Below are 23,551 nucleotides of genomic sequence, written 5' to 3' on the forward strand. Positions count from 1 at the left end.
ATACTATTTCACGACTTTTTGAGCAAAACGTGGGTCTAATAACTGATCGACCACTTGATTGACGTTGGTACCTTTTCTAACCAAATCTTCTTCAGTCAAAATTTTCCCAGAACGTTTTAGCGCTTGTGCTTGAGTTGCTGATGGAATGCTTTGATCGAAGTTGGTTCGGCTCAATTGTAGTTTAGCCACAGGTAGAGGAAGTTTTGATTCTTGAGCTAAAAGTGCTGCCACTTTATCTGGATTGACTTTTGCCCATTTTCGGGCTTGTTCATAGGCTTTAATAATGGCTTCTACCGCTTCAGGGCTTTGCTTTGCAAAATCTTCTTTAACGCTCAGTACACTATAGCTATTAAATCCAACATTACGATAAAGCAATTTTGCACCCGATTGAATTTGAGCTGAAGCCATTAATGGATCAAGTCCAGCCCAAGCATCTACTTGGCCACGCTCTAATGCAGTTTTTCCATCTGGGTGTTGTAGATGAACCAGTTGTACATCACGTTTACTCAAACCGACTGTATCTAGTGCTTGTAGTGTAAATAAGAAAGGATCGGTTCCTTTGGTAGCTGCAATTTTTTTACCTTTTAAATCTTTTAGGCTTTTAATTGGTGAATTTTTTGCGACAACAAGGGCGGTCCATTCTGGTTGGCTTTGTACATAAACCGTTTTAATTGGACTACCATTCGCTCGACTTAATACAGCAGCTAATCCAGCGGTAGAAGCAAAATCGATGCTGTTACTGTTGAGATATTCTAATGAGCGGTTACTACCTTGACTAAAAACCCATTTAATTTGGGTATTTGGCAGTGCTTTTTCGAGAAGTTTTTGATCTTTAACGATTAAACTGGTTGGTGCATAGTAAGCATAATCAAGTTTAAGTGTAGTCGGAATTGCTGCAAAAGCAGATGAAGCAAATACAAACCCCAATGTTGATGCCAACAAAGTCTTTGGTAGAGAAAATTTTGATTTTAAAGACATGATAAAAATAAAACCGAAATGAAATAGGAGATCATCCTTTCACGTGTTTAGAGGCTTATAAACTTAGTTATTTTGATTTATAAATCAGTTTGAAAGATAAAAGTTTGAATAGAATTATAAATCACTGTTTTTATGACTATTATTAAATTTTAAATAAAGCGTTTATCTGAAATATTGAATTTAAAAGACATAAATATCATAAGCTTAAACTCTAATACCTCACGCTTCATTCGATGTATATGTTATTGCTTGTGTCCAGTTAAATTATCTCGATATGCACCTGGGCTGACACCTGTCCATTTTTTAAAAGCACGGTGAAATGCACTTGGGTCATGGAAGCTTAAATCTTCACTAATATCTTGAATTGAGTCATTCGTTTTGCTTAAGCGTTGAACAGCAATATCACAGCGGATTTCATTTTTAATTTGTTGATAGCTTACACCTTCATGTTTCAGTCGACGTTGAACGGTGGCTTCTGAAATATTGAGTTGGTGAGCTACATCTTTGAGTTCGGGCCATTGTGCAGGGTGGAGTTTCAATAAATGGCGACGAATAAGTACACTCAAGGCATTTTCATTTTTAAAGCGAACTAAAAGATTTTGTGGAGTTTGTTCTAAAAAATCATAAAGCGCTTTTTTATCTTTTTTAATTTTAATATCTAAATAGTGAGCATCGAACTCAACTCGATTTGCCTCAGCATTAAATTGAATGTCTTCACCAAAACGTACAAGATAATCCTGAATATCCTGAGGTTTAGCACAACGTACCATAATAATATTTAAACCAATTCGCTGGTCTACCAACCAACACATCAGTCCGTGTACTAATATTAAAAAGGTTGCATAGGTAAACATACGTTTAGGTTGTTCATGATCATGAATCACTAAATAAGCTTTGTCTTGCTCTCGAATGATTTCTCCATGCATGTCATCTAGAACAAAGTTAAAAAACTTCAAAATATCGTAGAGTGCTTTTTCTAAAGTTTCAGCCGTACTGACGAGTTTAGTCAGTAATTTATAGCTTCCACGCCGCATGGGGTGGCTATCCATCCCAAAAAACTCATCGTTCATGGCATTGGCAAGCTCTATCCACAATTGGGCATAGGTTGTAACAGGCACACGTGCCTTTGGAGACATCAGTAATTCAGCGGGGATGCCTGCTTTATTTAGAATTATTTGTGTATTTAAACCTTTGGCATAAGCCGCACTCAGTGCTTCATGTACTAGTGCAATCGAAATTGTGCCTTTACTTAAAGAAGATTGGACAATCATGTCAAAGACTCATATTTTCTTCATATATTTCAAGTGAAATACTGCATATTTAAAATTTGGATTGATCAAAAGCTGCAAACATTTTGAGGCTTTTTGAAATTGTATCGGAAAACAACAACTTTTACTCTCACTACTAAGTTTAAAGAACATTTCTATGGACATTACACAATGAAAATTCAAGGGAAACATTTCGTAATTACAGGTGGTGGGTCTGGTTTAGGTGCTGCAACAGCTGAGTATTTAGTCCAGCAAGGTGCTTCAGTTACCTTGGTAGACATGAATACAGAAGCAGGCGAGCAACAAGCAAAACAATTGGGGCCAAAAGCTGACTTTGTAAAACTTGATGTGACCGATGAAGCTGCTGCTGAACAGTTCTTTAAAGATGTGTTGACAAAACATGGTCATTTGCATGGTTTGGTGAACTGTGCCGGTATTGGCCCTTCTGCGAAAGTGGTTGGCCGTGAGGGCGTTCATGACTTGGGATTATTTGCAAAGACTTTAAATATTAATGTTACAGGTACATTTAACATGCTGCGTTTTGCAGCAGATGCAATGAGTAAAAACACGGTTGAAGAAGGTGAAGAAGATCGTGGTGTAATTGTTAACACTGCTTCTGTTGCCGCATTTGATGGTCAAATTGGTCAGGCTGCGTATTCTGCATCAAAAGGCGCTATTGTTGCGATGACATTGCCGATTGCTCGTGAGCTTGCGCGACATGCTATTCGTATTATGACCATTGCACCGGGAATTATGGAAACCCCAATGCTTAAGGGTATGCCACAAAATGTACAAGATGCTTTGGGGCAAATGGTGCCGTACCCATCTCGTTTAGGAAAACCAGAAGAGTTTGCTCGTTTGGTGGCACATATTGCTGAAAACTCTTACTTAAATGGTGAAGTCATCCGTCTAGATGGTGCAATTCGTATGGCAGCAAAATAATAAAAATAAGGATGCTGAAATGATCTTAAATGCTGAACAAAGTATGGTTCAGGAGATGATGCGTAACTATGCGCAAAATCAGTTAAAGCCAACTGCTGCACATCGCGATAAAACTCATGAATTTCCAGCTCAGGAACTCAAAGATTTAGGTGCACTAGGCGCTATGGGGATGACCGTGCCCGATGAATGGGGTGGTGCCGGAATGGACTATGTATCTTTGGTACTCGCAATTGAGGAAATTGCCGCAGGCGATGGTGCTATTTCGACAATTGTAAGCGTACAAAACTCTTTGATTTGCGGTATTACACTGGCATACGGTTCAGAGCAGCAAAAACAAACCTATTTGCCAAAATTTGCCTCTGGCGAATGGCTAGGATGCTTTTGTTTAACTGAGCCACATGTCGGTTCCGATGCGAGCGCGATTTTATGTAAAGCCGAGCGAGATGGCGACCATTGGGTGCTTAATGGCGTAAAACAATTTATCACCAGTGGTAAAAATGCCCAAGTGGCTTTGGTGTTCGCGGTCACAGATAAACAAGCTGGTAAAAAAGGTATTTCGTGCTTTCTTGTACCCACCAATACACAAGGTTACTTGGTGACTCGTATTGAAGACAAAATGGGTCAACATGCTTCAGATACAGCGACCATTACTTTTGAGGACTGCCGAATTCCTTTAGAAAATTTGGTGGGGCAAGAGGGTGAAGGTTATAAAATTGCATTATCTAATTTGGCAGCTGGACGTATTGGTATTGCAGCTCAATCGGTAGGTATGGCAAGAGCGGCTTTTGATGCAGCGGTGCAATATGCAAATGAGCGTAAAGCTTTTGGAGTCGAATTAGTTCAGCATCAGGCGGTTGGTTTCCGTTTAGCCGATATGGCGACCCAGATTGAAGCGGCACATCAGTTGGTTTTGCATGCTGCAACTTTAAAAGATGCTGGGCTGCCTTGTTTAAAAGAAGCCTCAATGGCAAAGCTATTTGCGTCTACTATGGCTGAGCGAGTATGTTCGGATGCAATCCAGATTCATGGTGGTTATGGCTACGTGAGCGATTTCCCTGTAGAGAGAATTTATCGTGATGTTCGTGTAAGCCAGATTTATGAAGGTGCTTCTGATATTCAACGCTTGGTGATTGCTCGTGAAGTGGCTCAAGTTTAAATATTAGATTTTTAAAAAATGTCGTTGACTGCAAAAAAACCGCAATTGTTATGCGGTTTTTTTGCAATTAAATGAATCTCGCTTTTTAATGATTAAATTTGGGCTTTGACTTCTTCACCAATCAAATAAAAAGTTCCACCTGCAATATAGTGCAGGCTGCGAAGTTCTTTTGGTGCATCTTGAAAATGCCAGTGCCCATCTCTAAAAACGCGGCTATCTGCCCATGCACCTACAACAGAACCAATAAATAAATCATGAGCTGACTGATTATGGGGTTCTGGAATAAGTTTACACACAAGCCATGCAATGCAACCTGATACAAGCGGGCTAGGAAGACCTTCTTGATAAAATAGTTCAACACCACAATGCTCAAGTTTTTCTGGATCATCTAGCTTACTAATGGTTCCAAGTTGATGAGTCAGATCGAGCTGTGCATAGCAGGGAACTTGTAGTGTGAAATAGCCACTTTGCTCAACCAGCTGTCGTGTTTTAGTGCTTTTGTCGAGAACAACGGAGACTTTGGCTGGCTTGAATTCTAATGCACATGCCCAAGCAGCAGCCATTACATTGCGGTCGTCACCATGTTGCGCAGAAACAAGCACAGTTGGGCCATGATTTAATAAACGATAAGCTTTTTCTAACTCTACAGGTGCAATATATGATTGGGTCATATTTAGCCTAAGTAATAAAGAAAATAGATATTTCTATTGTTGCAGAAAGCTTGATAGATGCAATGTTGGCAAATAAGCTTTATTAGAATAAAAAAGTTGTTTCTATTTTATAGCTTTCATAATAACGAACTTAGTCATAAAATCATTTCGCTTCTAAGTGAAAGGATTAACGCGTGACCGAGCTTCAAGATATCGATTTTGTAGAGTTAAGTGATGAAGAAATGCATCTCTATAGCCGTCAGATTTTACTTGATGGATGGGATATTGAAGCTCAGGAAAAACTCAAACTTGCTAATGTACTGATTGTCGGTGCTGGCGGAATAGGATGTAGTAGTGCAGAGCTACTAGCGCGAGCAGGGGTTGGGAAAATTACACTGATTGATGCGGATACGATCGAGATAAGTAACTTACAACGTCAGATCGCATTTGGTCATGAAGATGTTGGTCGCTATAAAGCAGAAATTCTAGCTAAACGGTTACAGAAAATTAACCCTTATATCTGTGTTGAATACTATAACGAACGTTTAGACGAACATAACATTGATAGACTGGTTGAACACCAAGATGTGGTTTTAGATGGCTGTGATAATTTTACAACTCGCTATTTGGTAAACGCAGCTTGTAAGAAACATCAAGTCGCATTAATTAGCGCTTCAGCAATTGGTTTTCAGGCGCAAATGTTCATGGTTGAAGGAGATTCAGCTTGTTATGAATGTCTTTTTCCGAAAGAACAGCATAGCAATGAAGGGCTGCGCTGTGCAGAGTCAGGGGTACTTGCAACTACTCCTGTAATGATAGCGTCATTACAAGCACATCACACTTTGCTATATTTAGGTTTAAATCGTGTACCTTTAAAGCAGAAACTATTATTGTGGGATGGTTTAAATATGACACAACGTATTGTTAGTTTTGATAAAGATGTAAATTGCCCACTTTGTCAGGCAAGCTAATCAGTAAATTAAACAAAATTTGCTACACTCAACCTGAATGATTTGGTTTTGAAGAAATATGAAAAAAAATATTTTGTTTGATGGGCTGCGTTCAGTCGCCCGCATTGGTGAAACAGCAGTGGTTGCGGCCAAAGCTGGAATTAAATACGCAACTGAAAAACCAAGTAATGCCAAACTCATGCGAGAGACTTTTGAGTCACTTGGTTCAACTTATATTAAGCTTGGTCAGTTTATTGCGAGTACGCCATCGCTTTTTCCACGTGAATATGTAGAAGAATTTCAAGGTTGTTTAGACCAGACCCCAACACTACCATTTAGTTATATTCAAGGTGTGCTTGCATCTGAATTTGAAGGGCGCGATTTAAGCCAGATTTTTAGCTATATCGATGAAAAGCCATTAGCTTCTGCGTCAATTGCTCAGGTTCATGCAGCTAAGCTGACCACAGGTGAAGATGTCGTTATCAAAGTACAAAAGCCTGGTGTTGAAACCATTTTATATACAGACTTAAGTGTAGTACATTGGGCTGCCAAGCTGCTCGAACGTGCTGTACCAAAGATCAAATTCGCAGCTCTTTCTGAAATTGTAGATGAAATTAAAAGCCGTATGGTCCGTGAAGTCGATTTCATTGAAGAAGCACAAAACCTAGATGATTTTGTGGAATATCTTAATATTTCACAAAATAAAGCAGCGACAGCGCCTAAAGTTTATCATCAGTTTTCTACACGTCGTGTCTTAACTATGCAACGTCTATATGGTGTGTCTTTGACAGACTTTAGTGTTGTAAAACAATATGCTAAAGATCCTTCGCAAGTACTGATTACTGCCATGAATACATGGTTCGGTAGTCTTATGCTGTGTAAGAGTTTTCATGCTGACTTACATGCTGGGAACCTAATGTTGCTTGAAGATGGGCGTATTGGTTTTATTGATTTTGGTATCGTCGGCCAGTTAAAACCTGAAGTTTGGACTGCATGTATTGCATTTATGGATGCCTTACAAAAAACTGATTATCAGGCAATGGCTGAAAATATGCTGAAAATGGGTATGACCCATAACAAAATTGACGTTCAGGTGTTGGCTCAAGATCTAGAACGTTTGTTTAATGGCGTATTAATGGCCGATCCGCAACAGATCTTGTCTTCAAATCCAGCCGATTTAAATGACATCATGATGGATATGGTAGGTGTAGGCGAACGCCACGGGATTAAATTCCCACGTGATTTTGCTTTATTATTTAAGCAAATGCTTTATTTCGATCGTTTTATGCGCGTACTCGCACCATATACTGATATTTATGCAGACCAGCGTTTGAAAATGGTTCAAAATATGGAACCTGCTTCGTTATTAAAGCACTAAGGTCAGTTTAAATTTATGGATGCCATTATTATTGAAGGCTTGAAAGTTGAGACAGTCATTGGCTGTTTCAACTGGGAAAGACAAATCATTCAACCTTTAATGTTGGATTTAACCATCCATAATGATTTGAGCCGAGCAGCAGAGTCTGACAAGCTTGAGGACACCCTCAACTATGCGCAGATTTGTGAGTTATCGGCTCAAGCCATTCAACAAGCTAAACCTGAATTAATCGAGCATGCAGCAAATTTGGTTTTACAATGTTTGTTTGAAACCTTTCCATCAATTGAAAAAATTACTATAACCATCCGTAAGCCAGCCATCATTGCAGAAGCAAATGCTGTAGGAATTCGTCTTGAACGCACCAGAAACAATTTTTGCGCTCGCCCTAGCGAGTAATTTAGACGCAGATCAGCACTTTACTTTTGCTTATACGCAATTGGCAACATTGGGGAAAGTGCAGTTTTCATCTGTTTATCAAATTCCATGCCGAGATGGTATTGGAGATGATTATTGGAATTCGGCATGTCTATTAAAAAGCAATTTATCGTGTGACCAAATTGAATCTTTTCTAAAGAAACTTGAGTCAGATTCGGGGCGTGTTCGTCCGTCGCATCATATTTCTTTAGATGTAGATTTGATTGCATGGGGAAGTGATCTGGACCATATGCAATTTAATTCTAAAAAGCTACCTTTGGCACTCGATGTAAAAATTCCTTTATATGAACTTTGGCATTGTGAAACCTTAAAGGCTGATAGCATGATTTATCCAGTCGTTAATTTTAAAGTTTAATCCCCTTCAAACTAAATTTTACGCAAACTTTACGCGGGCTTTGACTTCCTCAATAGAGAATTTACGGGCATTTTATCAATACTGAAATTCACTAAATTAGTGTTATTTCAGGACAATAAAGATGCTTATAAATTCTCAAATGCGCATCTTGCATCAGTCTGGCATTGTCTTATGCGGACTTAAAACAAATGATATTTCTCCATCTCTCCTTATTTCCAGTTTGGCAGATCAAGCCAAGGGGTATAGAGGAGAATAGCCATGTTAGAACTTATACTTGTTTTATTTATTGCTATTTTTCTAGCATGGTGCCTCAGTAAATATCTATCCAAAGTGATGGCAAATCAGCCGATGTGGGGTGATGGATTATTTCGCTGGATTGAAAATCCTGTATACCGCTTATTAGGTGTATCTCCACAACAACAAATGAATTGGAAACAATATTCTCTAGCATTTGTTGTGAGCTGTATTTTTCTTGCAGTGGCTATTCTTGCTATTTTTATGACGCAAGCATGGCTACCATTAAACCCTAACCATGCACCAAATATGAGTTGGGATTTAGCGCTACACACTGTTATTTCATTTTTAACAAACACTAACCAACAGCATTATTCTGGTCAGGCTCAGTTATCTTATTTGTCGCAAATGACAGGTATTGTAGGTTTGCAAGTCATTACTCCAATGATGGGGCTAGCTTTGGTTGTTGCGACATTAAGAGCTTTCTTTTATCAGCGTCCAAGCCATATTGCGGCCGATGTTGCCGAGCAGCCAGATCAAATTTTAATTGGTAACTATTGGGCAGATGTAATTCGTCCTACAGTTCGCTTTTTGCTTCCACTCTGTTTTGTCTGGTCATTGTTGCTTAATAGCCAAGGTGTGCCAGCAACTTTCCAAGGTGGGCCAGAAGTACAGCTTATTGACAAAGCCAATAGCGTTGAAACTCAAAAAATTCCTTTAGGACCAGTTGCGCCAATGGTGGCGATTAAGCAATTAGGTAGTAACGGTGGTGGTTGGTACGGTCCAAATAGTTCTGTGCCTTTAGAAAATCCAACACCATTTTCTAATTTACTAGAAATGATTGCGATCTTACTTATTCCAATTACAGTCATTTTTATGGTCGGGCATTTTACTCAGCGTAAAAAATTTGCCTACTTTGTCTTTGGCAGCATGCTTTTCATGTCGATTATTTCAGGTGCAGCGGCTGTCTGGTCTGAGAGTATGTCATCGACAGCATCTCAATTTGCCGTAATGGAAGGTAAAGAACAACGATTTGGACCAGCAGCATCAGCAGTTTGGGCAGCGCTTACTACACAGGTAAATAACGGCTCAGTCAATATGATGCATGATTCTTCTGCACCGCTTACCGGTTTAGTCGAACTCATTAACATGCTGATTAATGCCATTTGGGGTGGTGTGGGCTGTGGTCTGCAACAGTTTATGATTTATCTGTTACTCGCAGTATTTATTGCAGGTTTAATGACAGGCCGTACCCCTGAATTGTTTGGACGTAAGATTGAAGCAGCAGAAATTAAATTGCTCGCGATTATTATCTTGATTCAACCTTTAGTCATTCTTGCATTTACCGCATTAAGCCTCAGCGTTCCAGGCATATCTGGAATTAGTAATCCGGGACCACATGGTATTAGCCAAGTGTTCTACGAATATGTTTCTGCATTTGCCAACAATGGTTCAGGTTTTGAAGGTCTTGGAGACAACACTGTATGGTGGAATGTCACTTGTAGTATCGCTCTACTGTTAGGACGTTTTCCGACCTTAATTTTGCCATTAATGATTGCGACACGTTTAGCAGCAAAAAGAAAAGCACCCGAAACAGCAGGTAGTCTTCAGGTTGAAACTCCAACCTTTGCTTTAACGCTGATTACGATTGTTGTGTTGCTTACCTTATTACAATTTATGCCAGTTCTTGTCCTTGGGCCTATTGCCGATCAACTTTTGTTGGTTAAAGGCTAAGGAGGCGAGTGAAAATGAATACACAAACTCATGTAAATAGCCATAAACAAACCATGGCAGTACCAAATTTTGAAGTTTGGAAAAATGCATTTGTGAAACTGCTACCGCAGCATGCAATTAAAAACCCTGTGATGGCAATTGTATGGCTTGGAACAGTGGTTACTGCAATTAGTACAGTCTTGGGTTACACCACGTTATTATTTGGTTTCGTGGTTACAGCAATTCTGTTTATTACGATTTTATTTGCTAACTATGCCGAAGCAGTTGCAGAGGCCAGAGGCCGTGGGCAGGCATCTTCACTACGTGCAGCAAGAGAAAATTTAACAGCTCGAAGACTCAACTCTTTGACAGACCGTCAAGCGACTCAAGTTGCAGCGACTGAACTTCATTTAAATGATTTTATTGAAGTACATGCAGGTGAGCTTGTTCCAACCGACGGTGAGATTGTAGAAGGCTTTGCCACTATTAATGAATCAGCTGTTACAGGTGAGTCAGCACCCGTGCTACGTGAAGCTGGAACAGACCGTTCAGGTGTTATTGGCGGAACCAAAGTACTTACAGATCGTATTGTTGTGCAAGTGACTGCTGAATCTGGTCAAAGTTTCTTAGACCGTATGATTGCTTTGGTCGAAGGCTCAAATCGCCAGAAAACTCCGAATGAGATTGCGCTTGGCTTCTTGTTAATGGTAATGACAATTACATTTTTAATTGTCGTGATTAGCTTGCCATTTATTGCCAAGTATTTGCATATTGAACTTGATCCAGTCGTGCTCGTGGCGTTATTGGTCTGCTTGATTCCTACAACCATTGGTGGCTTGTTACCTGCGATTGGTATTGCGGGGATGAACCGTGCACTCAAGGCCAATGTTTTGGCGAAATCGGGGAAAGCTGTCGAAGTTGCGGGTGACATTGATGTGCTTTTACTCGATAAAACAGGAACCATTACTTATGGTGACCGTCAAGCGACCTCTTTTTATCCTTTAACTTCGGTAACCGAGTCTGAGTTGAGAGCTGCTGCTTGGGTAAGTTCACTTGCCGACCCAACACCAGAAGGGAAATCGATTGTTAAGTTAGCAAAAGAGCAAGGGCTAAAACAGCAAGAACCCGAGCAAGCCGAATTTATCTCTTTTAGTGCTTCTACCCGAATCTCTGGTGTGAATTTACCGAATGGTGACCAAATTCGTAAAGGTGCATTAGATGCAATCTTGAAATTTGTAGATGAAGATTATTCTCAAGATTTAGAATTAAAAGCGCGTGTTGAACAAGTTGCAAAAAAAGGAGCAACACCTTTAGTCGTCGCTAATCAACATCATGTGTTGGGTGTGATTGAACTCTCAGATGTGATTAAACACGGTATTAAAGAACGTTTTGCTCGTTTAAGAGAAATGGGTATTAAAACTGTCATGGTTACAGGTGATAACCCATTAACTGCGGCCGCGATTGCTGCTGAAGCTGGTGTAGATGATTATATTGCCGAAGCAAAACCAGAAGACAAATTGGCTTGTATTCGCACCGAACAACAACAAGGTCGTTTAGTTGCAATGGTTGGTGACGGAACCAACGATGCACCAGCATTAGCACAAGCAGATATTGGGTTAGCCATGAATTCAGGTACACAAGCTGCAAAAGAAGCTGGCAATATGGTCGATTTAGACTCAGACCCGACCAAACTACTTGCTGTGGTCGAGATTGGGAAACAGCAGCTGATTACGCGTGGTGCTCTAACAACATTTTCATTAGCAAACGACGTGTCTAAATACTTTGCCATTTTGCCTGCATTGTTCGCTGCTGCGATTCCACAAATGCAAGTATTGAATGTAATGCACTTGGCAAGTCCAAACAGCGCGATTTTATCTGCATTAATTTTTAACGCGATTATTATCCCGCTATTAATTCCAATCGCACTACGAGGTGTCAAATTTAAACCTTCAACGGCAACTCAGTTATTACGTCGAAATATGTTGATTTATGGAGTAGGCGGTGTGGTTCTGCCATTCATTGCCATTAAAGCGATTGATGTAGTGATTGTTCAATTATTTGGTTTGTAATCTGGAGTTTGAAATGAAAACTTATGTACAAAATTCAGAAGCAAATTTGGGTCAGACCTTAAGAGCATCTTTGGGATTATTAATTTTTACCTTAGTTGGCTGTGGCGCTGCTTATAGTGCTATTGCTACAGGTGCGGGACAGATGTTATTTAACAATCAAGCGAATGGTAGTTTGATTGAAATAGATCATAAAGTTTTAGGGTCAAAATTAGTTGCTCAGCCATTTGTTGGAGAGGCTTATTTTCATCCGCGACCTTCAGCAGTCGCTTATGACCCGATGGCGATGGCAGGTACAAACTTAGCTCGTACTAATCCTGAATTACAGCAACAAATTGATGCTCAGATTCTTGCGGTGAAAAAACAAGATCACACAGGTAATACACCGATTCCAAGCGATTTAGTGACTAAATCTGGTAGTGGTATTGATCCGCATATTAGTCCTGAATCTGCTCAGTTACAGGTTGCTCGAGTGGCTCAAGCTCGTGATTTAGACCCTAAGGTTGTGGAAGAGCTTTTGCAAAAGTATGTTGAACCGAAGCAGTTTGGTGTACTAGGGCAAGCTCGTGTTAATGTATTACAGCTCAATATTGCTTTAGATCAATTACAATCTACACATTAACTTAAAAATAAAGTTATTAGTTTACCGGATGATATCAAGTGCAAAGCAATCGCGAAAATCAGGCTGAGGCCTTATTAAATCATGTCAACAGATATCAAGCCGGTCGACTAACGGTCTTTCTTGGTGCGGCACCTGGTGTAGGAAAAACTTATGCCATGCTCGCCCGCGCCAAAGAATTATTTCAACAGGGCACAGATGTTGTTGTTGGTATTGTTGAAACCCATGGAAGAATCGAAACTCTAAAAATTTTGGAAGGGTTGCCTCAGATTGCTAGAAAAGAAATGCAATATCAGGGGCATATTTTAGAAGAAATGGACTTGGATGCTATTTTACTTAGGCATCCGCAAATCGTTTTGGTTGATGAATTGGCTCATCGCAACGTCCCAAATAGTCGTCATGAACGACGGTGGCAAGATATTAATGAGTTGCTAGATGCTGGTATTGATGTATTTACCACTATAAATATTCAACATTTAGAAAGCCTAAATGATGTGGTGTACCAGATTACGGGAATTCGAGTAAATGAAACGGTACCAGATCGGGTATTTGACCGTATTCGAGATATTCGCTTAATTGATTTACCCGTCAGTGAACTCATTGAAAGGCTCCATCAAGGAAAAGTCTATGTACCAGAGCAAGCAAATCTGGCATTACAAGGCTTTTTTAGCATTTCAAATTTAACAGCATTACGTGAACTGGCAATGCAATGCGTTGCTGAACATGTCGATTCAGACTTAAAGGAGAGTTATGCCTCAAAGGGTTTGAAATCTATATCGTTGCAAAATGAATTGATGATTGCGATAGATGGGCAAGGCTCTTCTGAATATTTAGTGCGAGCAGGCTGCCGCTTAGCTGAACGCTATGGGGCTACGTGGACTGTGGTGAATGTGGCTAAAAGTTTGGACTTTGGACAGAGTTCAGGAAATTCATATAAAAAAGAATATATTGAAATCGATCGTGCATTTGAGCTGGCTCGACAACTCGGTGGTCGAACAGAAGTCTTATATGGGCATAGAGTTGCGTCAGTGTTAATGGATGCGGCCGTTGACCGAGGAATTTCGAATCTAGTCATTGGTAAAAGTATTTCACCGTGGTGGTTAAAGTTATTTAAGAAAAATTTAGCTCAGCAATTATTAAATCAAGAAAACTCGATTGCTTTAACCATTTTGCACCCAGAACAGGGCACTAAAAAGATTAATCAGTTCGGAAAACCTTCATTTTTATCATTAAAAGAAAGCATTTTTGTTTTAGCTGTGACGTGCGGTAGCATTTTTCTAGCTCACTTCGCCGAAGTTCTATTTGGTATTGAAGACTTCTCTGTCATCTTTATTATTTCTGTTTTAATTGTTGCAACTAAAACTCGAATGTTAGCTGCCGTAGTGGCAGCCTTAATATGTTTCTTGGCCTATAATTTTTTCTTTATAGCACCACGTTATACCTTTCAGATTTCAGCACACCAAGGGGTAGTCACCGTTGTTGCTTTTTTTGCAGCAGCTTTAATTGCCGGGCGTTTGGCTTCTCAGTTACGCCAGCAAGTTTTATCTTTAAAAGCTGCGAATGCCTACACTACGGTAATGCAAGACTTGGCGCGTAAGCTTTCTAGTGCAGTAAACCTTGAAGAAGTCATGCAAACAGGACGTATGACTTTAGAAACACAACTTCAAACTAAAGTGTGGATTTCTATTCGAGATAAGGTAATTTCATCTGATATTGAGCTAAATGATAAAGAAAAAGTAGCCGCAGAATGGTGTTTGAAACACAAGCAGCCGTGTGGGCGTTTTACCGATACTCTGAGTCAGTCAAACTGGTGGTTTTTACCTCTTTTAGAACAAAAAAATAGCCTAGGTATTGTGGGAATTTACTTTAAGGATGAAGTGGTTTCCTTAAATTTTGAGCAAAAGAAATTGACTGAAAGTGTAATCGAATATATTGCACAGGCGGTACTTCGAACCCAATTGGTGAATGAGCTAGAACAAGCAAAAGTCACCAGTGAAACAGAGCGCTTACGTTCTGCTTTATTATCTTCGGTATCGCATGATTTACGCTCGCCACTCGCTTCTATTATTGGGGCAGCAGACACACTTGCCAATTTTAAAGCTGAAATGTCAGAACAAGACCAGCAAGATTTACTTGAAACAATTCATTTGGAAGGTGAGCGCTTAGACCGTTATATTCAGAATTTGCTTGATATGACCCGTTTGGGACATGAAGGTCTAACTTTAAAAAGAGACTGGATTGGTGTAGATGAATTAATTGGTTCGGCAACTCGTCGTTTAAAGCGTTATAAACCAGATACGCAAGTATTAGTCCAGTTACCTGAGCAGCCAATTAGTTTGTATGTTCACCCAGCACTGGTAGAGCAAGCTATTTTTAATGTTTTAGAAAATGCTGCAAACTTTTCACCTCCAGATGAGCCAGTTATGATTCGTACTCATCTTGTGTCAGAAGATGAGGTGAAAATAGAAATTGAAGATAAAGGTGCAGGAATCCCTGAAGACGAGAGACATCGCATTTTCGATATGTTTTATACTATGGAGCGTGGAGACCGTGGAAAATTCGGTACAGGTTTAGGGCTAACAATTGTAAAAGCGATTATTGGTGCCCATATGGGTACAATAGAAGCATTTTCAGGGCGCCAAAATAAAGGTACTTTAATTCAAATCAAATTACCCATTCATCCAGTAAAAGAATAAGTTGTAAATTCATGATAAGTCCAGAAACATCACCTGTAGAAACACGTATTGTGATTATTGATGATGAGCCTCAAATCCGTAAATTTTTAGACATTGCTTTAAGAACTCAAAAATACAAAACCACGCTCTGTGAAACGGGTTACAAAGGCCTAGAGGCATTGGCAACCCAAGGGGCTGATTTGGTTATTTTAGACTTAGGCTTACCTGATTTAGATGGGAAAGAAGTCCTCCAAGAATTACGTAGCTGGTCGAATGTTCCCGTTATTGTGTTATCTGTACGCGCTGATGAATATGAAAAAGTTGCCTTGCTAGACGCAGGCGCAAATGACTACATGACCAAGCCTTTTAGTGTGCAAGAGCTTTTGGCGCGCATACGTGTCATTTTAAGAAATCAACCGATTCAACAAGAAGCTCATGTGTATGACGATGGCTATCTCAAGGTTGATGTCATGCAACGTTTAGTTTGGATCGAGCAACAACCAATTACTTTAACTCGAAAAGAGTTTCAGCTTTTGACGTTATTAATGCGCTATCAAGGGCAGCTTTTAACACAGCCTCAGCTCTTAAAAGAGCTATGGGGACCCACCCATCAGGAAGATACGCACTATTTACGTATTTTAGTGGGCAAGTTACGCAGTAAACTGGGGGATAACGCGATTCAGCCACGTTATATTGCTACTGAACCAGGTGTTGGGTTACGTTTTTTAGCTAAACAGAAAAATCATTAATTAGATATAAAAAAAACCTTAGGGTATTTCTCCCTAAGGGTTTGCAAAGTGGTTTATAGTTTTTTGCTCTTTTTATTTATATATCCCAATGTTGTTCTGCTTCAGTCATTTGACTATAAATGTTTTGATATTCAGCCTGTTTAACCGTGTACCAATGTTCGACAAAGTCTGCCCCTAAATACCCTTTTAAAATAAGACTTCCTTTAAATATTTTTAAGGCTTCTGGCTGATTGTTGGCTAATAAAATGTGCTCGTCTGGAAATTTTAAAAGATGTGCAGGTTTTGGTAGCGGTAACTTATGAGATAAGCCATAAGACGCGCCCGCTAAAATAGTCGCTGTAACTAGATAGGGGTTACAGTCAGCTCCAGCAACACGATATTCTAAGCGTTGATTTTGTACATCTGAGCATGGAATTCGGATTGCAACATTTCGGTTGTTAGTATCCCAATTGGCTTCTAATGGCACGTGATGACCAATTTTAAAACGTCTATAAGAATTAATATTAGGCGCTAAAATCGCCATAGATGCAGGCATTAACTCAATGAGTCCGCTAATCGCGCTCAATAATTTGGCTGAAAGCTCATCTTTTTCTTCTGAGCTAAATATATTTTGATGGTATTGATTCAGCATGCTCATATGAAAATGCATGCCACTACCAGCCTTTGCCAAGTTTGGTTTCGCCATGAAACAAGCGGTTAAGTCATGCTTTCTTGCGACTTGTTTTACAATTCTTTTTAAAGCATTAATTTGATCGCAGAGTTTTAAAATGTCATGGCTGTGTTGAAGATTTAATTCGTATTGTCCAGGGGATGATTCCGCAACAATTGCGGTAATTTCAATTGATTGTAGTAAGGCTGCTTTTTCAACTTCATCTAGGACTTGTTGATAGTTATTTGGCGCATCTATATCAAAACATTGGTTTTCTGAACATGTCTCGAATTGATGATGAGGTGAGAAAAGGTAAAACTCTAGCTCGGCAGCCATGACAGGGAAATAATTATTAGCATGTAACTGATTTAATAATTTTTTTAATATATTACGTGGTTCATAGCGACAGTCAGAACCATCTTCTTCTTGCATTGATAGGTAAAGCTGAGCATTTAATTCTGGGGATAAGGCACTGGGTTGCAAGCTGCCTAAAATGGGCAGGCAAAGTCTATCTGGTTCACCAATATATTTTCCCAGACCTGTTTCTTCAATCACTTTCCCATCAAGGCTCATGGCATAAATAGAAAGAGGAAAATAACATCCATTCGATAGATTTTTCAGACTCTTAACGTCAATACGTTTGCCACGAATATGCCCGTTTAAGTCATGTAGACAAATATCAATGTGCTGAGTGTGTGGATATAAACTTAAATATTCTTCAACTTCTTTTAAAAAAAGCTCTGAGTTGAACGTATGAATTTGCGTTTGTGGAATAAAATCATCTGATATTTTAAATGCTTTAAAGTGAGAATCTTTTAAGTTTAAACTTGGGTAAATAAGCGTACTCATTATAAAAAACCTTGGTGGTTATTTAGCTAAAATCCTACCTTAGCCTTTGAAGTTAATCTCGTAAAAAAAGAGTAAAAAGACAAAGGTTTTTTTTATAAATAATTTTGGATTTTTATTTTAATAATTAAAAGTTAATTGGTGCTTTTATGATAAGTCTTTAAAGTAAAATTAACGTATAAGGGCCATCAAAGAGTTGTCTGATCGTTCATGATTTCGCTTTTAAAATTAAACATAATTAGGAATTGTGATCCTTAAATTTGGTGAGATGGTCAAACTGCTTTAAACTTAAAATCTTATCCAGTTAAACATTTATGTATAAATCTTGAATTGAGTAAGACTTATATAGTGTATGTACTGGAATTTTATTTTTTGCGTTTTTTTAATTTTTATTTTTGAGTTCTCTTAATATGAAAAATATCGGTTTAGCCATTTTAGCAATCAGCCTTTCAGGTTGTGCTGCAATGAGCGTAGAAGAATGTAAGACTGCAAATTGGTCATTAGTGGGTGAGAAAGATGGTTCGAAAGGTTCTTCGCCACGTTTAGATCAATATTACAAAGCATGTGGAAAAGCCAATATTGTTCCAGATCAAAAGTCATATGAACGTGGGTATAAAGAAGGCCTAGGTTATTATTGCCAGCCAGCAAATATTTTTTATAACGCTTTAGAGGGTAACGGCAATATTAATGTATGCCCAGTTGAGCAGCGTAATCGTTTAAGACCTTATTATCGAGCTGCCTCAGATTACTACAATGCAAAAGCTGAATATGATCGTTATGATGAGAAGTTTAAGCAATATTCCGATAATGCTTATAACGAAAAATTAAAGCCAGAAGAGCGTGAACGTTATCGTAAGCTTTTAAGAGAATTACAAATTGATCGTGATCGTATTAACAGAAACTATTGGAACTCAATTCGAGATATCGAACGTTTCAAATATGATCACGGATTAAAATAATATTTTAAAAAAGGATTGATCCGGTTGAGATCAATCCTTTGTTTTTTTTAAAGATAATAACTCGTTTTTGTCATTAACTTTGAAATAGCAGTCATTGTGATTTTTACTGCATATGGTAATTCAACACCACCTGCTTCAAGTGCAGTATGACGGTGATGCAATTCATCTTCATTCATTTGCTCTAGAATTTTGCGCGAGCGTTCATCTTGAGCTGGTAACTGGTTTAAGTGATCTTGCAAATGTAGACTAACTTGACGTTCAGTTTCAGCAACAAAACCTAAGCTATATTTATCACCTGCAATACCGGCTAGAGCACCCATACCATATGAAAGGCCATACCAAATCGGGTTCAATAAGCTTGTATGACTATTTAGCTCTTTTAAACGGTCTTCACACCAAGCTAAATGGTCTTGTTCTTCAATCGCTGCCTGTTGCATTTCGCGGCGTACATTTGGCAATTTCGCTGTCAATGCTTGCCCATGATAAAGTGCTTGAGCACACACTTCACCACTATGGTTAACACGCATTAAACCTGCAACATGGCGAGCATCTTTTACACCAAGTTTTGCTTCTACTGTTTCAGCTGGATTTTGGCGCTGTGCTGCTGTTGCACCCGGAACAAGACTACGTAATGCTTGATCAAAAGAGTTAATAAGTTGATCAATTCCAGTATAGTGGCGCATAAATTAGTCCTCCAAAGAAAGATGTGCTGTGGCAAGCATTGGTTTTAGTCGGGCAAGAAGCCATATACTAAAGATTGCACTAAGTACAGCTGTAATAATAAATAGTATTTTAATATCAATTTTTAAAACACTTAAGATTAAGATTGAGAAAATTGCAGAAGAAACCATAAAAACGGCATTTAAGATGTTATTTGCTGCAACCACTCGGGCACGATGTGAACGTGGTGAGTAAGCCTGCATCATGGCATATAGAGGAACAATATAAAAACCGCCACTAATACCCAATAAAGTCACAGCAATCATGACATGGTAGTAAACCCAGCCTTGGGTAAAAACATCTTTTAAAGTCAGTAATGCTCCAGTTCTTTCTGGTACAAAAGCTAAACTGGCAGCAAGGTAAAGCGCAAAAACAGTAAGGCCAACTGCACCAATCGGCACCATTTTAATATTAATTTCTGAACCACCAATTTTACGGCAAAGAAGAGAACCCAAACCAATACCGACTGAAAAGAAAGTCAGTAACAGGCTAACGACATTTTCTGATGCATGAAGGTTTTGCTGGGTAAGCTGCGGAATTTGAGTTAAATAAGTCGCGCCATAAAACCAGTACCATGAGTTGCCTAGCAAAATTGTGAATACTAGCGGTAAGCTTTTGGCATATTTAATGGTTTGAAAGCTTGTACGGATAAAATTCCAGTCAATCTTTAAGTCAGGTGCAGCAACTTTTTGCGGCAAAATGAAGCGACTAAATAAATAGCCTATGCAAGCAATAGCCACTACGGTGATACTAATCCACAATAAATTACCATCTGATGAGGCAATTACGGCACCACCTAAGATCATCCCGAACAAGATCGCCATGGATGTGCCAGATTGAAATAGCGCATTACCGGACATTAACTCGTTCGGTTTTAAGATTTCAGGCAAAATTGCGTATTTAATCGGACCGAAGAATGTCGAATGTGTCCCCATCAAAAATAAAGCAAAAAGAAGTAGCCATAAGTTTCCTAATAGGAAACCCGCAGTACCAATGAGCATAATGATGATTTCTAAAATTTTAATACCACGGACGAGTTGAGATCGTTCGTATTTGTCGGCGATTTGTCCAGCTGTGGCTGAAAAAAAGAAATAGGGCAGAATAAACAAGAGGGCTGCCAAATTATTAAGAGTACTTACCGGAGCAGATTGTTGCTGAATCCATCCATAAGTAATCACCAATAATAAAGCTTGCTTAAAAACGTTATCATTTAATGCGCCAAAAAACTGGGTAAAAAACATCGGTACAAACCGACGTGAGGTCATCAGGTGCTCATCTTGTTTCATCATGTGCAAACTTCATTGTGTTTTATAAAAAAATGTGACCGAGTGTTAATTTGCATCGAAAACCATGTATGATATTTTTAACGCTTGATTAAATGAAAAATCAATGGTTTTGAGTGAGTTTTACACTCACATTGGTGCGTTTTATTAAAAAATAAGTCTAGAGTTTTCTATGCCTTCTAAAATTAAGTTTAAACAGTCAACTCTCTCACATTCTATGCATTTAATTTTAAAAATGCAGGGCATTCCTAAACTTATTTGTAGCAGCTTGTTGTTAAGCGTTTGCGTAACGCCAAGTTTTGCTCAAACTTCTGTTGAGAATAGTTCATCAACAACTTTAAACCAGACAGTATCTGATGAGTCAACTGAACAGTCAGCTCAGGTTAACGAGCAATATACTGCTCCAGTTACAGATATCGCTACACTTGTAACCCAAGCTCAGCAGCAACAAGATAGCTTGGCTATATTGCAACAACAAGAACAATTTCCAAATCAAATTGATGAATTTAAGCCAATTACTCTTGATAATCTTGAAGATTTACCCGATATGCCTGTTGATCAGAACATGGCAAATGAAATTTATAGGGTAGCGGAAGAAGCGAAGAATGAAGCACAGAACTTTCAAAATGGGACTCAAAAACTCCCTGAAGTTACTGTAAGCGATGCAACTCAATCTGAATTAAATCAAATTAATCAGGCGCCAGTAAATATTGATCAGCTTATGCAAGAGATTAAGTCTGATAGTAAGATTGTAGTGGAAGCCAATGAGACTGGAAAAACACTACCTGAATTGACACCAGAGGCCGAAGAACCACCTGAGCAAGCTGGTTTCTTTAAACGTATTTTAAATAAAGTACGTCCGCCGCGTGCAATTCCGATGGAACAAGTACCGCGTATTAGCGCAGAGGTAGAAGGCGCTTCAGATGTGCTAGCTAAAAATATTAAAGGTAAGCTTTCAACTTTTACTCAAGAATCTTTTGAAGACTTTAATGCTGCTTTACCTCAGCTTAGAACATTAAGTAATCAGGCTGCTCAAGCTGTTGGTTACTATAATGCTGAGTTCCGATTTGAAAAATTAAGTCCGAGTCGTGTTCGTGTCAGAGTGACACCAAATGAACCAGTACGAATTAATGAGCAAAATATTGAGTTTACAGGTCCAGGCGAAAAGCAGCCGCAATTTCAGGTTATTCGCTTAGTTCCTGATCAAGATGTGGGTGATATTTTTAACCACGGTTTATATGAAACCACTAAAACCCGTATTGTCGATGCAGCATCTGATAACGGTTATTTTGATGCCTACTGGCGATTGCATGATGTAAAAGTAAGTCAGCCAGAAAATAAGGCCGATATTAATTTACGCTACGAGACAGGTGAGCGTTATAAATTAGATAAGGTCGAGTTTCGTATGAGCGATCCTTCGAAACCTTTGCCATTAAATCAAAATATCTTAGAAAGTATGGCGCCTTGGAAAGAAGGTGATGACTATGCTTTCTGGCGTGTAAATGTGCTCGCGAATAACCTAACCAACTCGCGTTATTTTAATTACACCTTGGTTGATAGCATTAAGCCAGATCCAATTGAAAAGCCACTTGAGCTACCGCCAGATTTACAAGCTTTGGTGGATGAGCAAAATATTGATGTTGATGAGTCTAATTTACTTTCACCAGAACAAAGACAACTTGCAAAAGCTCGTCAATTAGCTACCTCCAATAAAGAAGTTACGCAAAACGTAGTCGATGAAAAACAGTTTGCTGGAACACAAAATGCAAAACAGGCAGAGCCTCAAACTGCGATGTTGCAAAGTGCCGCAGCTCAGCATGATGAACAGGAAACTGAACAGGATCGTTTACAAGCTCAAGCACGTGAAACAAAAAGAATTCCAGTTATTGTGACTTTAAATGCTGATAAGCTAAATAGTTTGGAAACTGGTATTGGTTATGGAACCGATACGGGGGCGCGTTTACGTAGTCAATATCGCCGTTCTATCGTAAATAAATATGGCCATTCTTTTGATGCCAACTTAGAAGTCTCTGAAATTCGTCAATCGATTGATGGTCGATATAGTATTCCCTATAAACATCCGTTAAATGACTATTTTAATATCGTTGGCGGTTATGAGCGTGAAACACGGGATGATATCGGTCCGGATGTAAGCCTATTAACCGAATCTGCTGTTGTGGGCGGGGAGCGCGTAATCAAACGTCCATTAGGAAATTGGCAACACACTATTGGTGTTCGTTATCGTTTAGACCGTTTGACCCAAAAAGGTAATGTTGATATTTCTGAATTACCAGATGCTTTTAAAACAGCTGCATCTGAGCAAGAAGCATTATTGTTTAGTTATGAAACATCTAAAACTTCAAGTAATACACGTTTAAACCCAACAAAAGCTTTTAAACAAACTTATAAATTAGAATTAGGCAGCGAGAGTTTATTGTCAGATGCCAATATGGCAATTGCGAGTGCAGGCTGGAGATTTATTTATTCTCTAGGTGAAAATGATGATCACCAATTCGTCGGAAGATCTGACCTCAGCTATATCTTTACAGATGATTTTGACAAAGTTCCATACAATCTTAGATTCTTTACGGGTGGTGACCAAACAATTCGTGGATTTGACTATAAAAGTCTTTCACCAGAAGTAGATGGATATAAAATTGGGGGCCAAGCTTTAGCTGTAGGCTCTTTAGAATATAACTATCAGTTCAAAGACGGATGGCGAGCAGCTGTTTTCTCTGACTTTGGTAATGCTTATGATAAAGATTTCAGTAATCCAGCAGCTTATAGCGTTGGTGTCGGAATTCGCTGGAAGTCTCCAATCGGCCCAATCCGTTTAGATGTAGCTTCGGGTATTTCAGATGAGAACCATCCGATTCGTTTACATTTCTTTATAGGCCCACAACTTTAAAAATAAAATTTTATTAGG

19 protein-coding genes are annotated in these 23,551 nt (G+C 39.0%); 13 read left to right on the forward strand and 6 right to left on the reverse strand.

What is annotated here, in order from left to right; genetic code table 11:
* Positions 1-3 precede the first annotated feature (3 nt).
* Both AC52J8_RS06790 and AC52J8_RS06795 read right to left on the reverse strand, forming a co-directional pair.
* A complete protein-coding gene (locus tag AC52J8_RS06790; protein ID WP_086399131.1) occupies positions 4-978 on the reverse strand; it encodes an aliphatic sulfonate ABC transporter substrate-binding protein in 975 nt (324 codons plus the stop codon).
* A gap of 242 nt (positions 979-1,220) precedes the next feature.
* On the reverse strand, positions 1,221-2,249 hold the full coding sequence (locus AC52J8_RS06795; RefSeq protein ID WP_086399130.1) for an AraC family transcriptional regulator: 1,029 nt from the start codon (positions 2,247-2,249) through the stop codon (positions 1,221-1,223).
* Positions 2,250-2,417: 168 nt separating this feature from the next.
* Between AC52J8_RS06795 and AC52J8_RS06800 the strand changes: the two genes are divergently transcribed.
* Positions 2,418-3,188, forward strand: coding sequence for a 3-hydroxyacyl-CoA dehydrogenase (locus tag AC52J8_RS06800; protein WP_017385444.1), 771 nt, complete (start codon positions 2,418-2,420; stop codon positions 3,186-3,188).
* Positions 3,189-3,207: 19 nt separating this feature from the next.
* A complete protein-coding gene (locus AC52J8_RS06805; protein WP_064785188.1) occupies positions 3,208-4,344 on the forward strand; it encodes an acyl-CoA dehydrogenase family protein in 1,137 nt (378 codons plus the stop codon).
* Positions 4,345-4,436: 92 nt separating this feature from the next.
* Here the strand turns inward: AC52J8_RS06805 and AC52J8_RS06810 are convergent, their stop codons facing one another.
* Positions 4,437-5,015 (reverse strand): flavin reductase family protein, encoded by a 579-nt coding sequence (locus AC52J8_RS06810; RefSeq protein ID WP_086399129.1) that lies wholly within the window; start codon positions 5,013-5,015, stop codon positions 4,437-4,439.
* A gap of 173 nt (positions 5,016-5,188) precedes the next feature.
* On the opposite strand from AC52J8_RS06810, the gene AC52J8_RS06815 reads away from it, so the two are divergent.
* The 9 genes from AC52J8_RS06815 to AC52J8_RS06855 all read left to right on the forward strand — a co-directional run bounded on the left by AC52J8_RS06815 (position 5,189) and on the right by AC52J8_RS06855 (position 16,168).
* On the forward strand, positions 5,189-5,965 hold the full coding sequence (locus AC52J8_RS06815; RefSeq protein WP_075383995.1) for a HesA/MoeB/ThiF family protein: 777 nt from the start codon (positions 5,189-5,191) through the stop codon (positions 5,963-5,965).
* A 58-nt stretch (positions 5,966-6,023) separates the two neighbouring features.
* Entirely contained in the window at positions 6,024-7,322 is a 1,299-nt protein-coding gene (locus tag AC52J8_RS06820) for an ABC1 kinase family protein (RefSeq protein ID WP_002119658.1), read from the forward strand.
* A gap of 15 nt (positions 7,323-7,337) precedes the next feature.
* Positions 7,338-7,718: a dihydroneopterin aldolase gene (folB, locus tag AC52J8_RS06825; RefSeq protein ID WP_014207120.1), complete on the forward strand. Its 381-nt coding sequence runs from the start codon at positions 7,338-7,340 to the stop codon at positions 7,716-7,718.
* Complete coding sequence (locus AC52J8_RS06830; protein WP_086399128.1) at positions 7,675-8,112, forward strand: 2-amino-4-hydroxy-6-hydroxymethyldihydropteridine diphosphokinase; 438 nt, start codon at positions 7,675-7,677, stop codon at positions 8,110-8,112. The genes folB and AC52J8_RS06830 overlap by 44 nt, the downstream gene beginning before the upstream one ends.
* Before the next feature lie 258 nt (positions 8,113-8,370).
* Positions 8,371-10,080, forward strand: a complete 1,710-nt coding sequence (kdpA, locus tag AC52J8_RS06835) for a potassium-transporting ATPase subunit KdpA (protein WP_032055676.1) — start codon at positions 8,371-8,373, stop codon at positions 10,078-10,080.
* An 8-nt stretch (positions 10,081-10,088) separates the two neighbouring features.
* Positions 10,089-12,128: a potassium-transporting ATPase subunit KdpB gene (gene kdpB, locus AC52J8_RS06840; RefSeq protein ID WP_086399127.1), complete on the forward strand. Its 2,040-nt coding sequence runs from the start codon at positions 10,089-10,091 to the stop codon at positions 12,126-12,128.
* A gap of 13 nt (positions 12,129-12,141) precedes the next feature.
* Positions 12,142-12,747, forward strand: coding sequence for a potassium-transporting ATPase subunit KdpC (gene kdpC / locus AC52J8_RS06845; RefSeq protein WP_086399126.1), 606 nt, complete (start codon positions 12,142-12,144; stop codon positions 12,745-12,747).
* Positions 12,748-12,785: 38 nt separating this feature from the next.
* Positions 12,786-15,440 (forward strand): ATP-binding protein, encoded by a 2,655-nt coding sequence (locus AC52J8_RS06850; protein WP_086399125.1) that lies wholly within the window; start codon positions 12,786-12,788, stop codon positions 15,438-15,440.
* Between the two features lie 11 nt (positions 15,441-15,451).
* On the forward strand, positions 15,452-16,168 hold the full coding sequence (locus tag AC52J8_RS06855) for a response regulator (RefSeq protein WP_016145792.1): 717 nt from the start codon (positions 15,452-15,454) through the stop codon (positions 16,166-16,168).
* A gap of 76 nt (positions 16,169-16,244) precedes the next feature.
* Here the strand turns inward: AC52J8_RS06855 and AC52J8_RS06860 are convergent, their stop codons facing one another.
* Positions 16,245-17,666 (reverse strand): glutamine synthetase family protein, encoded by a 1,422-nt coding sequence (locus AC52J8_RS06860; RefSeq protein ID WP_496538902.1) that lies wholly within the window; start codon positions 17,664-17,666, stop codon positions 16,245-16,247.
* A 407-nt stretch (positions 17,667-18,073) separates the two neighbouring features.
* Here AC52J8_RS06860 and AC52J8_RS06865 point away from each other — a divergent pair, with 407 nt between their 5' ends.
* Complete coding sequence (locus AC52J8_RS06865) at positions 18,074-18,622, forward strand: DUF2799 domain-containing protein (RefSeq protein WP_000789245.1); 549 nt, start codon at positions 18,074-18,076, stop codon at positions 18,620-18,622.
* 47 nt (positions 18,623-18,669) lie between these two features.
* Here the strand turns inward: AC52J8_RS06865 and coq7 are convergent, their stop codons facing one another.
* Complete coding sequence (gene coq7, locus AC52J8_RS06870) at positions 18,670-19,305, reverse strand: 2-polyprenyl-3-methyl-6-methoxy-1,4-benzoquinone monooxygenase (RefSeq protein ID WP_280035745.1); 636 nt, start codon at positions 19,303-19,305, stop codon at positions 18,670-18,672.
* 3 nt (positions 19,306-19,308) lie between these two features.
* Positions 19,309-20,631, reverse strand: a complete 1,323-nt coding sequence (locus AC52J8_RS06875; RefSeq protein ID WP_081038707.1) for an MFS transporter — start codon at positions 20,629-20,631, stop codon at positions 19,309-19,311.
* A gap of 166 nt (positions 20,632-20,797) precedes the next feature.
* Here AC52J8_RS06875 and AC52J8_RS06880 point away from each other — a divergent pair, with 166 nt between their 5' ends.
* Entirely contained in the window at positions 20,798-23,533 is a 2,736-nt protein-coding gene (locus AC52J8_RS06880) for an autotransporter assembly complex protein TamA (protein ID WP_017385429.1), read from the forward strand.
* Positions 23,534-23,551: the final 18 nt, after the last annotated feature.

Source organism: Acinetobacter sp. S-1 (assembly GCF_059579785.1).